The organism is Streptomyces sp. cg40 (assembly GCF_050320165.1).
Classification (GTDB): domain Bacteria; phylum Actinomycetota; class Actinomycetes; order Streptomycetales; family Streptomycetaceae; genus Streptomyces; species Streptomyces hokutonensis.
Window position 1 is genome coordinate 674826 of the sequence record NZ_CP190128.1, and the last position, 20420, is coordinate 695245.

A 20420-nucleotide genomic window follows, 5' to 3' on the forward strand; every position below is an offset into this window, starting at 1 on the left:
CCGTCGGCTCTATCGGGGCAGGCCGAGGATGCGCTCGGCGATGATGTTGCGCTGGATCTCGGAGGTGCCGCCGGCGATGGTCCCGCCGAAGCTGCGCGCGTACCGCTCGAACCAACTGGCGGTGAACGCCTCGATGTTCATGTGGATGTACGGCCCGGTCTGTACCGGATGGAGCAGCGCCTCGGTCCCGTGGTGTTCGAGGGCGTGCAGTTCGGCGTTCTGCGCGGCCTCGGAGCCAAGCAGCTTGAGCACCGAGATCTCCACCGGGTTCCGGTCGGCGCCGAGGAGCCGGTAGCCGAGCAACCGCAGTGCCTGGACGTCCATTTGGAGCGTCGCGTACCACTCCTCGTCGCAGGGCGAGTCCTGGATCAGGCCGTCCATGCGCTCGGCGTAGTGCACCCAGAGCAGGGTCCGTTCGTGCCCGAGTGAGCCGTTGGCCACCCGCCAGCCCTCGTTGAGGGGGCCGACGAGGTTCTCCTTGGGGACGCGGACGTCGGTGAAGAACACCTCGTTGAAGTCGAGGTCGTCGGGTGCGGCGATCGATCCGAACGGCCGCCGGACCAGACCTTCGGAGTCGGTGGGGATCAGCAGGACACTGATCCCCTTGTGCTTGGGGGCGTCGGGGTCGGTGCGGACGAAGGTGAGCAGGACGTCGGCGTCGTGTGCGCCGGAGGTCCACACCTTCTGCCCGTTGACGACGAAGTGGTCGCCGTCGAGGACCGCGCGGGTCCGTAGACCCGCCAGGTCGGAGCCTGCTCCGGGCTCGCTCATGCCGAGCGAGGCGGTGATCTCGGCCCGTAGCAGCGGTATGGCCCAGTCGCGTTTCTGCTGCTCCGTCCCGAAGGTGAGCAGGGAGGCCGCGATGATGTTGAGGCCCTGCGGGTTGAAGCTGTGGTAGATCCGCCGCCGGGACAACTCCTCCAGATGCGCGACGACTTGGGGCAGGGTGGCGTTGCGTCCGCCGTACTCGGGCGGCTGGGCGGGCAGCAGCCAGCCCTCGTCGAAGAGGGTGCGCTGCCAGCGCCGGGCCCAATCCGGTATGTCCGCGCTGGACTTGGAGCGGACGGTGGCCTCTTCGGGGGTGGGCAGATGGGTGTCGAGGAAGGCGCTGAAATCGGCGCGGAACTTCTCGACCTCGGGGTCGGGGGCCAGCCTCATACCAGCAGCGCCTTCCTGTGCTCGGACGCCGTGCCGAGGAGCAGGTCCCCGGCCTTGGCCCGCTTGAGATGGATCTGCAGTTCGTTCTCCCACGTGTAGCCCATGGCGCCGAAGAGCTGGAACCCGTTGCGGAAACAGACCCGTTGGCAGTCTCCGGCGGCGGCTTTTGCCATCGCGGCGGCCCGGCCGCGGCGGGGGTCGTCCTCGGCGATGGTGAGCGCGGAGAAGTAGGCGAGCACCTTCGCTCGTTCGATGGCGACGTACATGTCGGCGGCCTTGTGCTTGACGGCCTGGAACGAGCCGATGGGCACGCCGAACTGGTGCCGCTCCTTCACATGCGCGACGACCAGGTCGAGGATGCGCCGGCAACTGCCGACGGTGCTGACCGCGAGGCCCATGAGGGCCAGATCAGGTACGCCGGCGACCAGGTCCGGGGCGTCCACCCGGGCGATGTGCAGGGTCGGGTCGAACACGGAGAGCCGCTCGGCCGCCAGCTCCTTTCCGTCCCGTACGACCACGCCCTCGGAGGTGAGCAGCGCGATCTCGTCCGCGCGGTCGGCGTCCAGGACGAAGCGGCCCTCGCCGTCGAGGACACCGGTGCCCGAGCCGCGCGGCAACCGTCCGGCCAGCGGCGCGAACCAGGTGGCGGTGGCGAGGAAGGGGGTGGGGTCGGCGGCGTAGCCCAACTCCTCCAGGACGATGGCGAGTTCCACCGGAGGGGCTTCGAGCCAGCCCAACTCCAGGTAGGTGTCCCAGAGTTGGTCCTCTGGCAGCGATCGCGACCTGGTGACCGTTTCGCGGACCACTCGCTGGAGCAGCCGCTGCTCGTCGTCGAACTCAAACTCCATGCGCGACCTCCAGAAGGACCTTGCCGATGGCGCGGCGCCCGAGGCTGAGGGCGTCGGCGACTTCGGCGAGCGGATACACGGCGTGGACGCGGGGCTTGATCCTCCCGGCGGCGAACAGTCCGTGGAGTTCGGTGCGGGCGGCGACCAGGTCGTCCCGCTGGTGTCGCGCCCAGCCGCCGAGGTCGAAGCCGTGGACGCCGACGCCCTTGAGCATCGGGAGGTTGAGCGGGATGCGCGGGATCTCCCCGCTCGCGAACCCCACGCTCACGAACCGCCCGCCCCAGCGCATCGCCCGCAACGCCTCCTCCGCGTACGGCCCGCCGACCGGGTCGATCACGACATCGGCGCCGCCCGCGTCCCGCAGGCTCCGCTTCAGATCGTCGTACGGCAGGGTGACGTGCGCGCCCTGCTCGGCGCACACCGCGCGCTTCTCCTCCGTCGAGGCGACGGCGACGACCTCCGCGCCCAGCAGCGCGGCGAGTTCGACGGTGGCGAGGCCGACCCCGCCGGCCGCGCCGAGGACGGCCACCCGCTCGCCGTGCTGTACGTCGGCGACGAGGCGGAGGGCGTCGAAGGCGGTGGCGTGGCTGACCCCGAAGGCCGCCGCGCGCTCGGTGGGGATGCCCTCCGGGATACGGCTCAGGCCGGCGGGGCGGGCGGTGACGCGTTCGGCGAACGCTCCGACGAACATCGAGCCGAAGACCCGCTCGCCCTTCCCGAATCCGTGCGCGGAGGCGGCGACCACACCGGCGAACTCGCTGCCCGGGGTGAAGGGCGGCTCGGCCTTCACCTGGTAGGCGCCGTCGATCACGAGGACGTCGGCGAAGTTGACGGCGGCGTAGTGGACGTCGACCGGGATGCCGCCGTCCGGTCCTGCCAACTCCCTTTCGGGGAAGGGTGGTTCAGGAATGTCCTCGACGACGACCGGGCCGCCGACGGCGTTGCAGCGGGCGGCTCTCATAGCCGGGTCGTGGCGGCGAGCTCGGCCGCCTGGGCGGCCATCTGCAGGACGACGTCGCCGTAGTGGGCCATCTTGGGGTTGCCGCCCTCGCCCTTCACGTGCCGGGCATAACCGCCCTCCAGGACGACGGCCATCTTGAACCGGGCGAGGATGACGTAGTAGTCGATCTCACTCACGTCCCGCCCGCTGACCTTGGCGTAGTGCTCCAGCAGGTCGGCGCGGTCGGGCATGCCGGTGTAGTCGACGTATCCCTTCTGGGTGCGGTCCTCGTCGGCGTCCGGCCAGCCCATGATGACCCAGCCGAGGTCGAGCAACGGGTCGCCCACGGTGGCCATTTCGAAGTCGACCAGGGCCGCGAGTTCGGCGGGGGCACCGTGCCGGAACATGACGTTGGCGAACTGGTAGTCGCCGTGGATGATGCCCGGTGTCCAGTGGGCGGGGCGGTGTTCCCGCAGCCAGGCGGCGGCCTTCTCCAGGCCGGGTATCTCGCGGAACTTGAACTTGGCGAGGTGGGCCAGCCAGCGGTCGACCTGCCGGTCGTGGAAGCCGTCGGGGCGGCCGAAGCCCTCAAGTCCCTGGGCCCGCCAGTCCACGTTGCCCAACTTGGCGATGCCCTCGACGAGTTGGTACGCGAGACCGGGCCGCAGCGACAGGTCGCTGAGGAACGGCTCGGGCCAGCCGCCGGAGTTCATCGGGGACCAGCCGTCGACGTGCGCCATGAGGTAGAAGCAGGAGCCGAGCACGCTCGTGTCGTCGCACACGGCGATGGCCTCGGGGTGCGGGACGTCCGTGCCGTTGAGCGCCTTGAGGACGCGGTATTCGCGGAGCATGGTCTCGTTGCGCCCCGGCGGAACCTTCTCCGGCGGCTTGCGCAGCACCATGCTCCGCTCGCCGCGCCGGATGCCGTAGATGTCGTTGGAGGTCCCTCCGGAGATGTACGACGTCTCGACGGGTTCGCCGGGGGCGATGCCCTGGTCGTCCAGCCAGCGGGCGAGGGATTCCGTGTTGGCGAGCGTCACAGCAGGTCCTCCAACTGCTTCCGGGCCCATTCACGGCGGGTGGGCAGGTGCTGGGTGGGCCACAGCCCGGGGGCGGCTTCGTAGCCGCGCAGGACGTCACGGGCGACGGTGATCTTGTGGACCTCGGTGGGGCCGTCGACGACGGCCATGACGGCGGCGCCGTTCCACATCTCCGAGAACGGCATCTCGTTCGAGACACCGAGGGCGCCGTGCAGATGCATCGAGCGGTACACGATGTCGTGCAGCACCTTCGGGGTGAGGAACTTGATGGCGGCGATGTCCTTACGGACCCGTTTGTAGTCCTGGTACTGGTCGATCTGCCAGGCGGTGTAGAGCACGAACAGCCGGAACTGGGCGAGTTGGGCGTAGGAGTCGGCGAGGTCGGCGCGGACGAGTTGCTTGTCCGCGAGCCGCTCGCCCTGGGTCTCGCGGGACAGGGCGCGCTCGGCCATCATGTCGAGGGCCTTCTGGCTCTGGCCGACGACCCGCATCGCGTGGTGGACGCGGCCACCGCCGAGCCGGGTCTGGGCGATCGCGAAGGCCTGGCCCTCGCCGCCGAGCAGCGCGTCGGCGGGGACGCGGACGCCGTCGTAGGCGATGAGTGCGTGCATGCCCTCGTCGGTGGCCTCGCCCATGATGCCGAGGTGGCGCTCGATGCGGACGCCCGGGGTGTCGCTGGGAACGAGGAACATCGACATGCCCTTGTAGGGGCTGACGTCGGGGTTCGTCACGGCCATGACGATGACGAACTTCGAGGTGCGGGCGTTGGAGGAGAAGAACTTGCGGCCGGTGATGACCCAGTCGTCGCCGTCGCGCTCCGCGCGGGTGGTGAACATCGTGGGGTCGGCGCCGGCCTGGGGTTCGGTCATGGAGAAGCAGGAGAAGCACTCGCCCTCAAGCAGTGGCTGGAGGTAGCGCTCCTTCTGTTCGTCGGTGCCGTAGCGGGCGATGATCTCGGCGTTCCCGGTGTCGGGGGCGGCGGTGCCGAAGATGACGGGGGCCCAACTCGACTGGCCCAGGATCTCGTTGATGAGCGCCAGCTTGACCTGGCCGAAGCCGCGCCCGCCGAGTTCGGGGCCCAAATGCGGTGCCCACAGGCCCTCGTCGCGGACCTGTTGCTTCAACGTCCTGACGACGGGGCCGAGTTCGTCGTCGAGTGGGTGGTAGGCCCGGTCCGGATACAGCAGGTCCAGGGGTTCCACGCGCTCGGCGCGGAACCGCCTGATCCACTCCAGCTTCTCCTCGAACTCCGGCTCGGTGGAAAAGTCCCATGCCATGTCAGACGAACCTCCTGCCAACCCGCACGAATGTCGGTGAGAATATCATTCTCATCTCAAGCAAGTAAGAGTCTCGGAACTTGCAGTGCGCTCTTCGGTAGGGGAAGCCGGAGTGTTACCGCTGAAGTGGAGTATCGTTCTTCATGTGACAGCTGTCCCCGAAGAACAACCAGCCTGGCGCCAGCGCGCCGTTGAGCGTTCCACCCGTGCCGCCAAGCTCCGCGCCGAACAACGTGTGCAGCGCTTCCTGGACGCGGCGCAGGAACTGATCGCGGAGAAGCGGACGACGGACTTCACCGTCCAGGAGGTCGTGGACCGCTCCAAACAGTCACTGCGCAGCTTCTACCAGCACTTCGACGGCAAACACGAGCTGCTGCTCGCCCTGTTCGAGGACGCGTTGTCCAAGTCGGCCGCCGAGATCCGTGAGACCGCCGGCTCCCAGTCGGATCCGCTCCAGGCACTGCGCCTGGCGGTGGAGATGCTGTTCGAGCAGTCCCTCTCCAACCCCGGTGTGGAGCGCCCGCTGTTCAGCGACTTCGCGCTGCAACTCCTCGTGAAGCACCCCTCGCAGGTGGCGACAGCTCATCTCCCCCTGCTCACGGTGTTCACCGAGTTGGTGGAACAGGCCGAGGAGGCCGGCGCCATCCCCGCCGGGAAACCCCGCCGGCAGGCCTCGATCCTGATGCAGACGGTCATGTTCGTCGCGCAGGGCAACGGCGTTCCGGCGGGCAGCCATGCCGCGGCGGTCAGCGCCGAGGAGGTCTGGCAGTTCTGCCTCGGCGGCCTCTCGGGCGTCCCTGTACGCAATTGACGGCTCCTCAGGCGCGACCGACGGTTTCGCCTGCGTGATTGACGCTCTCCGAAGCTGAGAGTACGGTTCTCGCCCACCGCAACGGGAGGTGGGCGATGACCGAGCCGCTACGGCATGGAGTACAGCGCTACCGGGTCGTGCAGTGGGCCACGGGGAACATCGGTGCCCGCACGATGCGTGCCGTATTGGAGCATCCGAAGCTGACCCTGGCCGGCGTGTATGTCCACACGCCGGCCAAATCGGGCCTGGACGCAGGTGAGTTGAGCGGCGGGGAGTCCGGCCCGACCGGGATCCTCGCCACGCACGACATCGAAGAGATCCTGGCGCTCGACGCGGACTGTGTCCTCTACACCCCGCGCGCCTGCGACTTCGACGAGGTGTGCACGCTGCTCTCGTCAGGCGTGAACGTCGTGTCGACGCGCGGCGAGTTCCATCACGCGCCCAGCCTCGACCCGGTCGTGCGGAAGCGGATCGAGGACGCGTGCGCGGAGGGCGGAACCTCCGTCCACAGCACGGGCAGCAGCCCGGGGTTCATCACGGAGGCCCTGCCGATCGTCCTCACCTCGATCCAGCGGCGGCTCGACGCGCTGACGATCGACGAGTTCGCGGATCTGTCCCAACGGGACTCCCCCGGGCTGCTGTTCGAGGTGATGGGCTTCGGGCAGCCCCCTGCCGAATTCGGCGAACAGCGACTGACCGGGCTGCGCGACAGCTTCGGCCCGTCGTTGCGACTGCTGGCCGAGGCGCTGGGGACACCGCTCGATTCGGTGGAGGCGACCGGCGAGGTCGCACTCGCCCGGCGCTCGACCACGATCGCGGCGGGCACCCTGCCGGAAGAGACGGTGGCCGCACAGCGGATCACGGTCTCCGGTCTGCGCGAAGGCCGCCCCCTGCTGCGGTTCCGCGCCAACTGGTACTGCACCACCGACCTCGACCCCGCCTGGGACCTGCGCTCCACGGGCTGGCACGTATCGGTCGAAGGGGACGCGCCGCTCGACATCGACCTGCGCTTCCCCGTACCCCTCGACCGGATGGCCGCGATGTCCCCCTCCTACACCGCGAACCGCGCGGTCAACGCCGTCCCTTTCGTCTGCGCGGCGGCCCCCGGAATCCGCACCACGGCCGACCTGCCGCAGATCGTCGCCGACCTCGGCTGAGGCCGGCGCGACAGGCGCCCGGTGTTCGAGATGCTCACGCCGTGGTCGCCGGCGCGGCGGCCTCCGGCACGCTCTCCTCGTCGACCGCGTAGTTCAGGAAGTCGTCGACCATGCGGTGGAACAGCGTTGCCAGTTGCTGGAGTTCGTCCGTCGACCAGTCGGAGAGGGCCATCTGCATCCCGCGCGCACCGGCGTCTCGGACGCTCGCGACGGCCTTCTCCCCGGCCTCGGTCAGCTCGATCCGCTGGGCGCGGCGGTCGTCGGGATCGGGCACGCGGGTGACGTAACCGGACTTCTGCAGCTGCTGCACCGTACGGGTCACATGCGAGGCCTCGACCCCGAGGCGGTTCGCCAGCTCCCCGGGGCGCAGCGGCTCGGAGTCCGCGACCTGCCGCAGCAGCGCCACCGCCGCACGGTCCAGCGGCACACCGGCGAGGGCCATGAGCCGGTCGTGCTGGCGGGCGCGCGTACTCAGATAGGTGATCCGAGTGAGGGCTCGCTCGATCTCGGTCACCTCCGGAGAGGCGGGGGCGGTGGGGACCGGTGGTGTGGACATGAGACCCACTTTACCATATTGTTGCGTAACTCAAGTAAGTTACGGCGTGCGTTTACCCCGTCTACGGCGCAGAGAGTACGTCACTCGCAGACCGCCACCGACACCGACGTCACCGGCGCTTCCAGCTGGCGAAGAATCGCCCGAAGAAGTCCGTAGTCGGACAGGGTGTCGGCGCCCGCGCGGTCCGCATCTCCGAACCGTGCCAGGCGCCACGGGAGTTGGGCCCGGTCGCCATCAGCGGGACGTGCTCCCAGTAGTACGTGAACACCGGGCTCGGCGCCGTCGAAGCCGGGGTGTCCGCGAGGCGCACGCCCGTCCAGGAGTCGGCCCATTACTTGCGAACGTAAATTCCGCCGACCGGGAACGCCAACAATATTGTCAACTTCAGAGCTGATCCACAGCATGCTCCCGCAACGGGCCCACGGACAGGCCGCGCATCGCGCATGTGTCGAGGATGCGGGGCACCGCGCCGAGGGTGGCGCGCCAGGAGCCGGGGGCCGAGGTGCAGTCGGAGTCGTGCAGCAGGATCGTGCCGCCGCCGCGCAGGTCCGCGGTGACCGTGCGGTGGACCGACTCCGGTGTGGCGCGCGCCCGCCAGTCCTCGCCCCAGGCCGTCCACAGCACCGGCGTGAGGTCCAGGCGGCGGGCCGCGAGGTGGGCGGCGGTCGACATCACGCCGTAGGGCGGGCGGAAGAGCCGCGGTGCCCGGCCGGTGAGGTCGCCGACCGTGTCGCGGGCGCGGGCCAGGTCGTCGAGGGTGGCGCGCGGGCCGCGCAGCAAGAGGGGGCGGTGGAGCCAGCCGTGGACGGCGATCTCGTGTCCGGCGGCGGCGATTTCGCGGACCAGGCCTGGGGCGCGTACGGCCTGGTTGCCGAGGAGGAAGAAGGTGGCGCGGACCCGGCGCTCGTCGAGCAGGCGCAGGAAGAGGGGGGTGGAGAGCGGGTCCGGTCCGTCGTCGAAGGTGAGCGCCACGTGGTCGGGCCGGCCGCGGCCGGAGAGGCGGGGCATGACGCGGTTGCGGAGCGGGCCGTAGGTGGACAGGACGGGAGCTGCGTACGCGGCGGCTGCCAGCAGGGGCACCGCGGGGAGCGCGGTGCCCAGGAGGCGGGCGGCCGTCATGCGGGGCGTCCCGTTGCGCGGCCCGCGGCTGACGCACTGCGCGCGGTGGCGGGGCCGACGTCGGGCGGCGCGAGACGAGCGGTCGCAGGAAGAAGGCGTACGACTGTCACGAGCGGTCTCCCTTCGCATGGGCCTCGTGAGCCGTGTGGAGTTCGTGGTGTCCGTCGCCCGGGTCATCGAAGTCGAGACTCTTGCCTATGGCGTGGATGAGGCCCGGGCCGCCGTCGGTCGTGGCGACCGCCGTGCCGACCGCGCCCGCCCAGACCGCGCAGGCCAGGGCCGTGGTGGTCGCGAGCCGCAGGGCGGTCGGACGGACCGGGCGGGCCCGGCGGACGGCGATCGGGGTGGCGGGGCCGACGCCTGCCCGGCAGACCCGTACGGTCTCGGCGGCGGGGCCCATCTCCTGCTCGTGGTGTGCGGCGTCCGCGAACAGTGCGAGCCCGGCCTCGCGTTGCAGCAGCCCGCGCGGGCCGTCGATCAACTCGGCCAGTACGTGCTTGAGTTGGGCCGGGTCCTGGATCCACGCGGCGACGCCCGCCTGGTCCAGGGCGGACGCGTTGGTCAGGCCGTGGCCCGGTATGCAGCCGTAGCTGGCGACGGGCAGGCCCGCGGCGAAGGCCTCCAGGGAGGTCAGTCCGCCGGCGTTCTGGACCAGGACGTCGGCGGCGTGCATCAGGCCGGGCATGTCGTCGACCCAGCCGTGGACGTGCTCGATGCCGTCCGCCCGGAGCTGCTCGGCCAGTTCCTCGTTGCGGCCGCAGACCACGACCGGTACGGCCGCGCCGCAGTCGCGCAGTTCGCGGGCGACCTGCCGTACCGGGCCCACACCCCAGGAACCGGCGACCAGCAGGGCGAGCGGCGCGTTCGCGGGCAGGCCGAAGCGGGTGCGGGCCGCGGCGCGTTCCGTCGCGCTCACGGGGTGGAAGCGCGGGTCGGCGACCGGGCCGCAGACCCGGACGTCGCGGGCGCCGGCGGCCCTGGCCTGGGCGGCGGGCACGGCGTGCAGCGCGAGGTGGACGTCGACGCCGTCGGCCACCCACAGCGGGTGGACGGAGAAGTCGGTGAGGTAGGTGAGGACGGGCACGGTGAGCCGGCCGGCGAGCCGGAGGCTGCCCAGGACCCGGCTCGCGCCCGGGTAGGTCGAAACGACGGCGCCGGTGTCGGCGGGCAGGGCGCGCAGCAGCCTCCCCTCGGCGGAGCGCAGCAGGGCGCGGGCGACGGGGCCGCCGCCTCCGGCGCGTTCGGTGCTGCTGTAGATCCGCTGGTAGAGCCACGGTGTCCGGACGAGCATGCGGTGGTAGCCGTCCCGGACGAGCCGGCCGAGCCGGGCGGGCAGCACGTCCAGCAGGTCGAGCCGGTCGACCGCGAGTCCGGCCGCGACCAGGCGCCGTTCCAGCTCGGCGGCGGCGCCGTCGTGACCGGCTCCGACGCTCGCCGAGACAATCACGATCCGCTCGGCCGCCGACGCGGGGCGGGGCGGGGTCGCCTGCCGGGGGCGCAGGGCGGCGACCGCGAGGGCGCGCAGATGCACCGTACTTCCGAGGTGGGGCATGGGCTTTTTCCTCCGCAGGTGGAGTGGAGCGGCGAAACTCTACAACATGTAGTAGGTAAGGTCGTACAACATGTAGTAGATCGCGATCGCAAAGCTCCGCCCGATCTCGCGACCGGCCGCTTCGAGCCCTTGACGCACTTCCTACAGGCCGTAGTAGGTCGGCGGGTAGGCTGGGACGCCGAGCGGTGGAAGGCGGTGGGGTGAACAGTGCACGATCGAAAGAGCGAGAAACCCGGCGCGACGTCCGGCAGGCGGGCGCGCGGCGAACTGGAGAGCGGTGTTCTCGCCGCGCTCTACGGCGCCCCCCAGCCGCTGACCGCACGCCAGGTCCGGAACGAACTGCCGGGGGACCTGGCCTACACCACCGTGCTGACGATCCTGTCGCGCCTGTACGACAAGGGGATGCTCGTCCGGCACCGCGCGGGCCGCGGGTACGCGTACGCGCCCGCCCGGGACGAGGCGACGCACACGGCGGAGCGGATGCGTTCCCTGCTGGAGCACGGCGCCGACCGCGAGGCGGTGCTCACCCGCTTCGTCTCCGAACTCTCCGAGCAGGACGAGCAGTTGCTGCAGCGACTGCTCTCCGGGCACGACGGGCCGCAACACTCCGGCCGCGCCGACGAAGGACCGTGAGCCGGTGCTGATCAGTGTCTACGTCCCCCTTCTGATCACCATGGTGATCGCGGTGTTCGCGCCTCGCGCCGCCCCTCTGCTGGCCCCGCGCACGGCCGCCTGGTCGCTCGCCTCCGCCGCCCTGCTGGCGTCGCTCGGCTGGCTCGGCTCCCTGGGACTGCTCGCGTTCGCGGGCCTTGTGCAGATCCCCGAGGTCGCCCAGGAGGGGCAGTGGTCGGTCGACGCCGTACGCGCCTCCGACCCCGTCTACCTGACGGTCGCCGGGATCGCCGCGCTCGGCCTCCTCGCGTCCGTCGCAGGGCTCGCCGTGGCCGGCACACGTCAGCTGCGGCAGCTGCGCTGGGCCCACCGCGAGTGCCAACAGCTGCCCGGCGACACGGAGTTGGCCGTCCTGGACATGGCGACACCGGAGGCCTTCGCGCTGCCGGGGAAGCCGGGGCGGATCGTGGTGTCGCGCGGCATGCTCCGCTGCCTGGGCGACCGCGAGCGCGAGGCACTGCTCGCGCACGAGCGGGCCCATCTGCGCGCCCGGCACCATCTCTTCCAGACCCTCTGGCGCCTCTCCGCCGCCGTGAACCCGCTGCTACGGCCACTGTCCGCGGCCGGCGGCTTCGTGCTGGAGCGCTGGGCCGACGAGGAGGCCGCGCTGCGGGTCGGCGATCGCTCTGTCGTCGCCCGTGCCGTGGGACGGGCGGCACTCGCCACCTCCGCGAACCGTTCCCGCCCGGCGCTGGCCGCGACCGGCGGGGCGGTGCCGCAGCGGGTGCGGGCGCTGCTGGCGCCTCCTCCCCCGCGCCGGGCGCTGCCGTTCGTCGCGGGCGCGGCGCTGCTCGTGGTGTGCTGCGGGAGTCTGGCCGACGCGGCGACCGACAGCGAGCAGATGATCGAGACCGCGCAGCGCGCGGCCTGTGTGACGGCTCGGGCGGCGGCCACTGCGGCGGCTGCGGCGGTCCCGCCGCACGGGCCGTGCTGTGCACACGAGCACCTCGACGGGCCCATGCGCCACCACTGACCGTCAGGCGCCCCCATCCCGGGGACGGGTCCGCGAAAGTGTGACGCATACACGAGCAAGTGACACACTTTTTCCACACACCCACCCCACCCCCACCCGCCCCTCAACAGCGCCGATCGCTGCGTCCGCCTGGAATGCACCCGTGTTATCGTCGCCCTAGCCATCGCCAGGAATCCTGTCGATCGATCCCGGGCGATCGGGCCGCACTCCCCCGTCGCGCGCACTCCATGAATGGAGCGGTATGTCTGTTCTGGCCCGGCCGACGGTGGCCGCCTTCGCCGCCAGGTCCCTCCAGCGCCTCTCCCTGATGGCCGACCGCCGCCCGAGCGGGCGCGGCTCCGCCGCCTCCTCGCACCAGCGGTTCCCGCAATTCCCGCGCACCACAAGGGAGTTGACCATCCCGACCTCGGTCGCCCCGGCGCGGGCCACGGTGTATCTGCCGGCGGGCGAGGGCCCGCCTCGGCCGGTGCACGTGAACTTCCACGGCGGTGGCTACGTCGTGCCGCTGACCGAACTCGACGACCCGCTGTGCCGTTTCCTCGCTGCGGAGGCGGGTGTCGTAGTGGTCAACGTCGACTACGTCGTGGCGCCGCAGCACCCGTTCCCCGCGCCGCCCCGGCAGGCCTTCGAGGTGGTCCGGTGGATCGCGGAGCACGGCGCCGAACAGGGCTGGGACGGGGACCGGCTCACCGTGGGCGGGCAGAGCGCCGGAGGCGGACTCGCGGCGGCGGTGGCCCGGCAGGCACTGGAGGAGGGCGGCCCCTCGATCGCGCTCCAGGTGCTGCACTATCCGCCGCTGGACCTCGCGACCAGCGCGAAGGACAAGCGGGCCGCCATCGCCAAGCCCATGCTGCGGCCCTGGATGGCAGAGGTCTTCGACACGTCGTACGTCCCGGATCCGAAGGTGCGCTCCGACCGGCTGGTGTCGCCCGCGCATCCCTCGGACACCGCGGACCTCAAGGGCATCGCACCGGCGCTGGTCGTCACGGCGGAGTACGACCTGCTCAAGGCCGAAGGGGTGCGCTACGCCGACCGGTTGCGCACGGCGGGCGCCCTGGTGGAGCACGTCGACGTCGCCGGAGCCGACCACGGCTACGACGGCACGGACGACGAACGGGCCCTGGAGACCTACACCCTGATCGCCCGTCAGGTACGGCAGGCCGTGGGTACCGGCTGAACTCCCCTCAAGAACAAAGCACTTCGCCGACCGTCCCCCTCTAGGACGGTCGGCGAAGTGCCGCTGGGTCACGCCGACGGCACCGGCTCCGGCGGGGTGAGACCGAACTTCCCCGCCGCCTCGGTGAGTTCACGCCACACCTTGGGCGCGACGGGGATGCCCTTCGCGCCGCGCCCCTCGGCGACCGCCGCACTGCGCTCGCCGGGGTAGAAGACCCCCTCGGCGCCGTCCGCGGGCGGCAGTTGCTTGAGAGTGGCCAGCGTCGCGTCGACCGCCTCGTTGAAGGCGGCCGGGTCACCGAAGGCCGCCGGGTCCAGGGCGATGAGCAGCGCGTTCTGCCGGTGCTTGCGGCCCTGCGGGTCGTCCGAGTGGAAGGCCGCGAAGATCGGCGCGCCGACCAGCACGCTGGTGAGCAGTTCGAAGGCGAGGGACATGCCGGATCCCTTGGCGCCGCCCAACGGCAGGGGCATGACGGCGAGTTCGGGATCGGTGGTGGGGGTGCCGTCGGCGGTGGCCGCCGCGCCCTCGGGCAGCGGGGTGCCGCTCGCCTTCGCCTGGCGGATCTTGCCCAGGGCGATGGTGGCCGTCGCCATGTCGAGCAGCAGCGGGGCGTGCGCCTTCGCCGGTACGGCGATGGCGAGCGGGCTGGTCGCCACGGCGGCGCCCTTGACACCGGTGTAGCCCATGTTGGGCATGCCGGCGACGTAGCCGATACCGACGAGACCCTGCTCGGCGATCCTCGACACGTAGTAGCCGATGGCGCCGGTGTGCACGGTGCGACGAACCCCGACAGCGGCGACTCCGCCGACTCGGGCCCGGGTCACCGCCTCGTCGGCGGCGGCGCTGAGGGCGACCGGGCCGGGGGCACGGTCGGCGTCCAGGACGGCGGCGGCCGGGGCGGTGGACTCGACCTTGATGTCGGCGTCGGCGTTGGCCACACCCTTGGCTAGCAGCTCCAGGTAGGCGGGGACGCGGGCGATGCCGTGCGAGTCGACGCCGCGCAGCGCAGCCCACACGAACACGTCGGCGGTGGTGCGCGCCTGCTCGGCGCTCAGGCCGCCCTTCTCAAGTAGCGCGGCGGAGAAGGTCCGCAGGTCGTCTGCGGCGACAAGTACCTTGCCCGGCTTGGGCGTTGCGGTGTCGGACATGGTGGCGGGTGCCTTCCTGGTTCAGCGGGTGACGAGGACGTCGACGACGGCGGTGGTGCCCTCCGCCACGGCCTTGAGCGCACGCTCCAGCGCGGGCGCGAGGGCCTCGGGCGTGTCGACCGTCTCGGTGTGCATCCCGAAGGGCTCGGCGAACGCGGCGAGCCGGGGCAGCCGGTGCAGATCGGTGCCGAGCCACTCACCGGTGTCGGCGGCGGCGCCCTCGGGATAGAACCTGCGGTGGTTGAGGTTCATCGACTTGTAGACGCGGTTGTTGAACACCACGATCAGCACAGGGAGTTCGTAGGCGTTCGAGGCGTCGTACGACTGGATGACCGGGTTGTAGGTGAACGCGCCGTCGCCGATGGTGAGGACCACCGGGCGTTCCTTCGCGGCGAGTTTGACGCCGAGTGCGACCGCGATGCCCTGGCCGAGGCCGCCCTGGACGTAGAAGTACGAGTCGGGGTCGGCGGTCTGGACATGGCGCTTGACGACGCGGCTGTGGGTGATGGTCTCGTCGACGACGATCCCGTCGTGGCCGTCGAGGAGCTTGCGCAGCGTGGCGGCGACGAGCACCGGGTCGATGCCCTCGGTGGCCTGGGCGGCCTTCGCCTCGGCCGCGGCGATCGCGGCCTGCTCGTCGGCGTGCCGCTGCTCCTGCGCGGCGCGGCGCGCGGTGACCGCCTCCGGGTCCAGATCCTTCGCCCGCTTGGCCAGCTGGCGCAGGGTGTTGGCGACGTTACCTTCCAAGTACGTGTCGGCGAACAGGACTTGGTAGACGACGTGCGGGCGCTGCGGTACTTCGTCGATGACGACGACGGTCGCCTTGGAGGGGCGGCGCGAGGGCGGGTAGAAGGGGGCGCGACAGTTGACCAGAAGGATCAGGTCCGCCGTGTCCATCCACGGGCCGATGTCGCTGCCGGCGTGCAGCGGGTGGGTGCGCGGGAAGTTGCCGCACACCGCCGAGTCGGGCTCGACGACGGGGATGTTCCACGCCTCGGCGAAGGCGACGAGCGCTTCGAAGCCGCCCGCCTCGCGCCCCGCCGTCTCCGTGACGATGACGGGATTCGAGGCCTCGCGGATCAACTGGGCGACCGGGTCGACCTCTTCGGGCGAGCTGTGCGTGGAACCCGGCGCCACGATCGGCTTGGCCTCGCGGCCGTCCCACTCCTCAAGCAGGATCTCCAGCGGGACGTTGAGGTACGCCGGTCCCGCCGGGGCACGCCAGGCGAGTTCCGCCGCCCGCGTCACCATCGTAGGAAGGGTGTGGACGCTCGCGGCCTCGTTGGACCACTTGGTGAAGGGCTGGGCGATCTGGTGCGGGCCGCCGACGATGGACAGGTTGCGGTACCACTGGCCGCCCGGGTCCTGGCCGGGGCCGTCGCCGTACGTGGTGGACTCCGAGGAGCTGACCACCATCGGGACGCCCGCGAGCAGCGCCCCGTGCACGGCCATCGAGCCCTGGAGGAGGCCGGGGGCCGCGTGCAGGAGCACGCCCTGCGGTCGGCGCCTGACGAGTCCGTAGCCGGTGGCCATGCCGACGGCGACGGTCTCGTGGGTCAGGTCCAGGTACTGCGGGCAGGGCAGTCCGTCGCGGTGGCGCCGGGCCAGGGACTCCCAGACGGGAGCCCATTCGGAACCCGACGAGCAGAAGATGTAGTCGGCGCCGACGGCGTTGAAGGCGGTAACGAGAGCATCGCCGCCGTCGGCGCCCGGAGTGTTGGTGGTGTCGGTCATCTCTCGTGCTTCCTCAGCCCTCGATCGGCCAGTTCAGGACCTCGGAGATTCCGCGGCCCATGATCCATTCAAGCTCCTCGGGCGTGAAGTCCCAGTGCTTGGTGAACTGCTCGATCGTGTCGGTGTAGGTGATGCCGTGCCCGAGCAGCCGCGTGATGTCGGTGCCGTAGAAGCAGCGCTGCGGGCCCATCTTGTCGACCATCTCGCGCACGTACTTCTGGATGTTGTTGTTCGGGAAGGGCTGCGTGGAGTAGCCGGGGAGCGCCGAGACCTTCACGTAGATGTTCGGGTGGGCGGCGAGGTCGGCGGTCTCCGAGACCCAGTAGCCGATCGCGTCGTCGACGCAGCGGGCCATGATGCCCATGTGGTCGATGATGATCTTCAGCTCGGGGTGCTTGGCGGCGATCTCGCCCAACTCCCGCTTCCAGATGGGCGCATGGACCATCGTCGGGATGCGCAGCTCCTCGGCGATCGGCCAGTACCAGTCGTTGGTGCCGTCGATCATCCAGTTGCGGTCCTGCGGCCGGTGGAAGGTGAGGCGGGTGCCCTTCACATGCGGGTTCTGCGCGAAGTCCGCCAGCATCGCCTTGCCCTCTTCGGGCTTGTTCTGCGGGATGCGCGCCATGATGCCGAAGCGGTCGGGGTGCGCCTCGCAGGCCTCCAGGGCGTAGTCGATACGGTCGCCCTCCCAGGACGGCGGCAGGATCAGGGCCCGGTTGACGCCGGCCTCGTCCATCAGCTCCAGGGCCTCCTCGTAGGAGAAGGGGTCCTCGCGGTGTCCGTTGAGGCGGATGCGCTCCCGCGCTCCCGGGACCCAGGGGCGGTCCGGGCTCTCTTCCTTCCAGATGTGGATCTGCGTGTCGACAACGAACATGTCCGGAACTCTTTCTCTCGAAGGTCTTTACGGAAGGAACGCTAGGCGGGCGAAGAGGCCTTGCCGAGCGCTGGGAGTGCAAGCAGTAGTTGCGCGAAACACCGCTGTACGCAGGGCATTCTCAGTTTGCGGACGAGGCGCTGAACACGGCCTCGACGATGTGCTCGGCGATCGCCATGGAGGCGGTGGCGGCCGGCGAGGGCGCGTTGCGCACCGCCGTGATCCGGCCGACCCGATGGATGCGGAAGTCGTCCACGAGCGTGCCGTCGGGATCCAGTGCCTGGGCCCGGACACCTGCCCCGCCGCGTACGACGTCGGAGACGCCGACACCGGGGACGTAGAGCTTGGCGTCCTTCATGAAGGCCGACGCGGACAGCGAGCCGCGGTACTCCTTGATGCCGGTCCGCCAGTGCTGGGCGGCCATCCGCCAGGAGCCGGGGTAGGCGGCGAGGCCGGCCAGGTCCTTCAGGGAGACGCGGCCGAGCCTGTAGCCCTCCCTGGCCAGGGCGAGGACGGCGTTCGGTCCGACCTCGACGCTGCCGTCGACCCGCGGGGTGAAGTGCACGCCGAGGAAGGGGTAACGGGGGTCCGGCACCGGGTAGACGAGCCCGCGCACCAAGTGGGTGCGGTCCGGCTTGAGGAGCATGTACTCGCCCCGGAACGGGATAATCTTCGGCGCCTTCTTGTCCTGCGCGAGCTTTGCCACGGCATCCGAATGCAGCCCGGCGCAGAGGATCAGCCGGTCGACCCGGACGCGCTCCGGCCCGGACGCGACCTCGATACCGCCCGGCACATTGGTGATGGCGGTGACCGGGAAGCCGAGCCTCACCTCGCCGCCGGAGGCCTCGATGTCCTTGGCGAACTCGCGGGCGACGGCCGGGTAGTCGGTGATCGCGGTGCGAGGGGAGTGCAGGGCCGCGATCCCGCCCACGTGCGGTTCCAGCTCCTTGATCTCCGCCTGGGAGATCTTGCGCAGCTCCGGCACGTGGTTGTTGCGGGCCCGCTCGTACAGGTTCTCCATCCGGCCCAGTTCGTCCGGCCGTACGGCGACGACGAGCTTGCCGATCTCGTCGTACGGCAGCCCGCGGTCCTGGCAGTACTCGCGCAGGATCGATACGCCCCGGACGCACAGGTCGGCCTTGAGGCTGCCCGGCGCGTAGTAGATGCCGGCGTGCACGACACCGGAGTTGTGGCCGGTCTGGTGGACGGCGACCTCGGGTTCCTTCTCCATGACCACGACCCGGGCGCCGGGGCGGCGCAGGGCGATCTCACGGGCGGTGGCCAGGCCCACGATGCCCGCGCCGACGATGCCGATCGTCTCGTCAGCCATCGGCATCCTCCTCTCTCTGTGCTGCTCGCCCGCTCATGCGCCGATGTGGACGGCGACGGTCTTGACCCGGGTGGAGAAGCGCAGGACCTCGTCGCCCTGCTCCTTGTAGCCCGTGCCGGAGTCGTGGAAGCCGCCGAAGGGCAGGTGCACGTCCCAGCCGGGGGTGGTCGCGTTGACCGCGATCTGCCCGCACTCGGCGTCGTCGGCGAAGCGGTACGCGGAGGCGAGGTCGCGGGTGAACACCGCTGCGGCCAGGCCGAATTGGGAGTCGTTGACCGCGTCGACGGCCTGCGCGAAGTCGTCCACGGCGCGGACCGCGAGGACCGGTCCGAAGACCTCCTCGCGCCAGATCGCCGTCTCGGCGGTGACATCGGCGAGGACCGTCGGCTGGACGAAGCAGCCGTGCGCGTGGTCGCCCTCGGTGTCCGCCGCGCCGCCGGTGAGGACGGTGGCGCCCTGCTCGACGGCGCCCTTGAGGTGGGCGAGGACGCTGTCGCGCTGCTTCGGGCTGGACAGCGGGCACAGGGTGGTCGCCGGGTCACTGCCGGGACCGACCTTCAGCGCCTCGACCTCGGCGACCAGCAGCCGGGTGAACTCGTCGTACACCGGCCGCTCGACGATGACGCGGCTGGTGGCGGTGCAGCGCTGTCCCGCCTGGCCGAACGAGGCCGCTACGACGGTCTTCGCGGCGAACGGCAGGTCGGCGTCCGCCAGGACCACCGAGGCGTTCTTGCCGCCGAGTTCGCCCTGGAAGCGGACGTTGCGGTCGGCGAGGCGGCGGCGGATTCGGTTGCCGACCTCGTTCGAGCCGGTGAAGGTGATGCCGACGATGCGCGGATCGTCGAGGAGCGCCTCCTCGATCTCGGCCGTACGGCCCGTCACCACGTTGAGGACACCGGCGGGCAGGCCGGCGTCGTGCAGGGCGCGGGCGAAGTGCAGGCCCGACAACGGTGTCTCGGTGGCCGGCTTGAACACGGCCGCGTTGCCGGTGGCGAGCAGCGGGGCGAGCTTGCGGGCCGGGGTGATCAGCGGGTCGTTCCAGGGGCTGATCACGAGGATCACGCCGATCGGTTCGCGCTGGGTGTGCACGCGGGTGTCGGGGCGGGCGTCGTGCAGGAGGGTGCCGTAGCCCTGGCGGGCCAGGCCCGCGTAGTAGTCGAGGAAGTCGGCGGCCTTGAGGGTCTCGCCGCGGGCCTCGGCGCCGGTCTTGCCGTTCTCTGCGGTGACGTCGGCGGCGATCTCGTCGACCCGCTCACGGATCAGCTTCGCGGCCTCGGTGAAGATGCGGGCCCGCTCGAAGGGGCTGGTGCGCTTCCATACGGCGAAGCCGCGCTCGGCGTGGTCGTAGGCGCGGGTGACGTCCTTGGCGGCGAGGGCGGGGATGCGCGCGAGGGGGGTGCGGACGTCGGCGGGGTCGTGCACCTCGATCCACTCGCCGGTCGTCACCCACTCTCCACCGGAGAGGGTTTCCAGGCTTCGCATGAAGATCACTTCCTTCGTCCGCCGCGGTGCGGGTCCGCGGTCTGCACAGTCAGCGGCCACAACGGGCCGAATGCGACAACACACCATGTGGGGGCCATGCCACCAGCCCCGCACAGGCAGGCATTGCTTGCGCCGCGCGCAGCTCGGCCGAGGGTTGATCCGTGCTGGAATCGGCAGGCCGGACGGCATGTGCCACGCCGTCGGGAGCCGAGGATCCACCGCGGATCGAACGAGGATTCGATGAGGAGAGACACGACATGGCCTACGCAGTCATCGCCCGCTACTTCTGCGAGCCCGCCGACGAGGCCACGGTGCGGGCCGCGTTGCTGAAGGTGCGCGAGCAGACCCGTGCCGAGCCGGCGAACCTGGCGTACGAGGTGCACGCCGAGGCGGAGGTGCCGGGGAGTTTCGTGCTGTACGAGCAGTACGCCGACCGGGCCGGTTTCGAGGCGCACAAGGCGGCCGACCACTTCGACGAGCTGATCGTGCGGACCATCTGGCCGCTGCTGACCGATCGCAAGGTGACGTTCGCCGAGGTGCTCTGAGCGGGCCCTGCTGGGAAGCGCGGTGTC

At 70.8% G+C, this 20420-nt stretch carries 19 protein-coding genes; 6 read left to right on the forward strand and 13 right to left on the reverse strand.

Annotation, left to right across the window (positions count from 1 at the left end; all coding sequences use genetic code 11):
- Nucleotides 1-9: 9 nt before the first annotated feature.
- The 5 genes from ACQHII_RS02900 to ACQHII_RS02920 are packed head-to-tail and all read right to left on the reverse strand — an operon-like array spanning nucleotide 10 to nucleotide 5263.
- Entirely contained in the window at nucleotides 10-1158 is a 1149-nt protein-coding gene (locus tag ACQHII_RS02900; protein ID WP_427917685.1) for an acyl-CoA dehydrogenase family protein, read from the reverse strand.
- Nucleotides 1155-2006 carry an acyl-CoA dehydrogenase family protein gene (locus tag ACQHII_RS02905; RefSeq protein ID WP_427917686.1) on the reverse strand — a complete coding sequence of 284 codons (852 nt, stop codon included), beginning with the start codon at nucleotides 2004-2006 and terminating at the stop codon, nucleotides 1155-1157. The genes ACQHII_RS02900 and ACQHII_RS02905 overlap by 4 nt, the downstream gene beginning before the upstream one ends.
- Nucleotides 1996-2967 carry an NADPH:quinone oxidoreductase family protein gene (locus ACQHII_RS02910; RefSeq protein ID WP_427917687.1) on the reverse strand — a complete coding sequence of 324 codons (972 nt, stop codon included), beginning with the start codon at nucleotides 2965-2967 and terminating at the stop codon, nucleotides 1996-1998. The genes ACQHII_RS02905 and ACQHII_RS02910 overlap by 11 nt, the downstream gene beginning before the upstream one ends.
- On the reverse strand, nucleotides 2964-3986 hold the full coding sequence (locus ACQHII_RS02915; RefSeq protein WP_427917688.1) for a phosphotransferase family protein: 1023 nt from the start codon (nucleotides 3984-3986) through the stop codon (nucleotides 2964-2966). Before ACQHII_RS02915 ends, ACQHII_RS02910 begins: the two co-directional genes overlap by 4 nt.
- Nucleotides 3983-5263 carry an acyl-CoA dehydrogenase family protein gene (locus ACQHII_RS02920; protein WP_427917689.1) on the reverse strand — a complete coding sequence of 427 codons (1281 nt, stop codon included), beginning with the start codon at nucleotides 5261-5263 and terminating at the stop codon, nucleotides 3983-3985. The genes ACQHII_RS02915 and ACQHII_RS02920 overlap by 4 nt, the downstream gene beginning before the upstream one ends.
- A gap of 145 nt (nucleotides 5264-5408) precedes the next feature.
- Between ACQHII_RS02920 and ACQHII_RS02925 the strand changes: the two genes are divergently transcribed.
- Together ACQHII_RS02925 and ACQHII_RS02930 are read left to right on the forward strand one after the other, a co-directional pair.
- A complete protein-coding gene (locus ACQHII_RS02925; protein WP_427917690.1) occupies nucleotides 5409-6074 on the forward strand; it encodes a TetR/AcrR family transcriptional regulator in 666 nt (221 codons plus the stop codon).
- Between the two features lie 95 nt (nucleotides 6075-6169).
- Entirely contained in the window at nucleotides 6170-7231 is a 1062-nt protein-coding gene (locus ACQHII_RS02930; protein WP_427917691.1) for a dihydrodipicolinate reductase, read from the forward strand.
- Between the two features lie 34 nt (nucleotides 7232-7265).
- Here the strand turns inward: ACQHII_RS02930 and ACQHII_RS02935 are convergent, their stop codons facing one another.
- The 3 genes from ACQHII_RS02935 to ACQHII_RS02945 form a co-directional block, all read right to left on the reverse strand.
- Nucleotides 7266-7787 carry a MarR family winged helix-turn-helix transcriptional regulator gene (locus ACQHII_RS02935; protein WP_427917692.1) on the reverse strand — a complete coding sequence of 174 codons (522 nt, stop codon included), beginning with the start codon at nucleotides 7785-7787 and terminating at the stop codon, nucleotides 7266-7268.
- 384 nt (nucleotides 7788-8171) lie between these two features.
- Nucleotides 8172-8906: a polysaccharide deacetylase family protein gene (locus tag ACQHII_RS02940; RefSeq protein ID WP_427917693.1), complete on the reverse strand. Its 735-nt coding sequence runs from the start codon at nucleotides 8904-8906 to the stop codon at nucleotides 8172-8174.
- A 106-nt stretch (nucleotides 8907-9012) separates the two neighbouring features.
- Nucleotides 9013-10458, reverse strand: coding sequence for a glycosyltransferase (locus ACQHII_RS02945; RefSeq protein WP_427917694.1), 1446 nt, complete (start codon nucleotides 10456-10458; stop codon nucleotides 9013-9015).
- A gap of 207 nt (nucleotides 10459-10665) precedes the next feature.
- Here ACQHII_RS02945 and ACQHII_RS02950 point away from each other — a divergent pair, with 207 nt between their 5' ends.
- From ACQHII_RS02950 to ACQHII_RS02960, 3 genes are all read left to right on the forward strand, one after another.
- Complete coding sequence (locus ACQHII_RS02950) at nucleotides 10666-11091, forward strand: BlaI/MecI/CopY family transcriptional regulator (RefSeq protein WP_427917695.1); 426 nt, start codon at nucleotides 10666-10668, stop codon at nucleotides 11089-11091.
- Between the two features lie 4 nt (nucleotides 11092-11095).
- A complete protein-coding gene (locus ACQHII_RS02955; protein WP_427917696.1) occupies nucleotides 11096-12103 on the forward strand; it encodes a M56 family metallopeptidase in 1008 nt (335 codons plus the stop codon).
- A gap of 241 nt (nucleotides 12104-12344) precedes the next feature.
- Complete coding sequence (locus tag ACQHII_RS02960) at nucleotides 12345-13280, forward strand: alpha/beta hydrolase fold domain-containing protein (RefSeq protein WP_427917697.1); 936 nt, start codon at nucleotides 12345-12347, stop codon at nucleotides 13278-13280.
- Between the two features lie 68 nt (nucleotides 13281-13348).
- Here the strand turns inward: ACQHII_RS02960 and ACQHII_RS02965 are convergent, their stop codons facing one another.
- The 5 genes from ACQHII_RS02965 to ACQHII_RS02985 all read right to left on the reverse strand — a co-directional run bounded on the left by ACQHII_RS02965 (nucleotide 13349) and on the right by ACQHII_RS02985 (nucleotide 19848).
- Complete coding sequence (locus ACQHII_RS02965; protein ID WP_427917698.1) at nucleotides 13349-14428, reverse strand: Ldh family oxidoreductase; 1080 nt, start codon at nucleotides 14426-14428, stop codon at nucleotides 13349-13351.
- A 21-nt stretch (nucleotides 14429-14449) separates the two neighbouring features.
- The gene (locus ACQHII_RS02970) at nucleotides 14450-16162 is read right to left on the reverse strand and encodes a thiamine pyrophosphate-dependent enzyme (RefSeq protein WP_427917699.1); all 1713 of its coding nucleotides are present in this window, start codon (nucleotides 16160-16162) and stop codon (nucleotides 14450-14452) included.
- 13 nt (nucleotides 16163-16175) lie between these two features.
- Entirely contained in the window at nucleotides 16176-17036 is an 861-nt protein-coding gene (locus ACQHII_RS02975; RefSeq protein ID WP_427917700.1) for an amidohydrolase family protein, read from the reverse strand.
- 121 nt (nucleotides 17037-17157) lie between these two features.
- Complete coding sequence (lhgO, locus tag ACQHII_RS02980) at nucleotides 17158-18366, reverse strand: L-2-hydroxyglutarate oxidase (RefSeq protein WP_427917701.1); 1209 nt, start codon at nucleotides 18364-18366, stop codon at nucleotides 17158-17160.
- A 33-nt stretch (nucleotides 18367-18399) separates the two neighbouring features.
- Nucleotides 18400-19848 (reverse strand): aldehyde dehydrogenase family protein, encoded by a 1449-nt coding sequence (locus tag ACQHII_RS02985; RefSeq protein ID WP_427917702.1) that lies wholly within the window; start codon nucleotides 19846-19848, stop codon nucleotides 18400-18402.
- Nucleotides 19849-20105: 257 nt separating this feature from the next.
- On the opposite strand from ACQHII_RS02985, the gene ACQHII_RS02990 reads away from it, so the two are divergent.
- The gene (locus tag ACQHII_RS02990; RefSeq protein WP_427917703.1) at nucleotides 20106-20393 is read left to right on the forward strand and encodes a putative quinol monooxygenase; all 288 of its coding nucleotides are present in this window, start codon (nucleotides 20106-20108) and stop codon (nucleotides 20391-20393) included.
- Nucleotides 20394-20420: the final 27 nt, after the last annotated feature.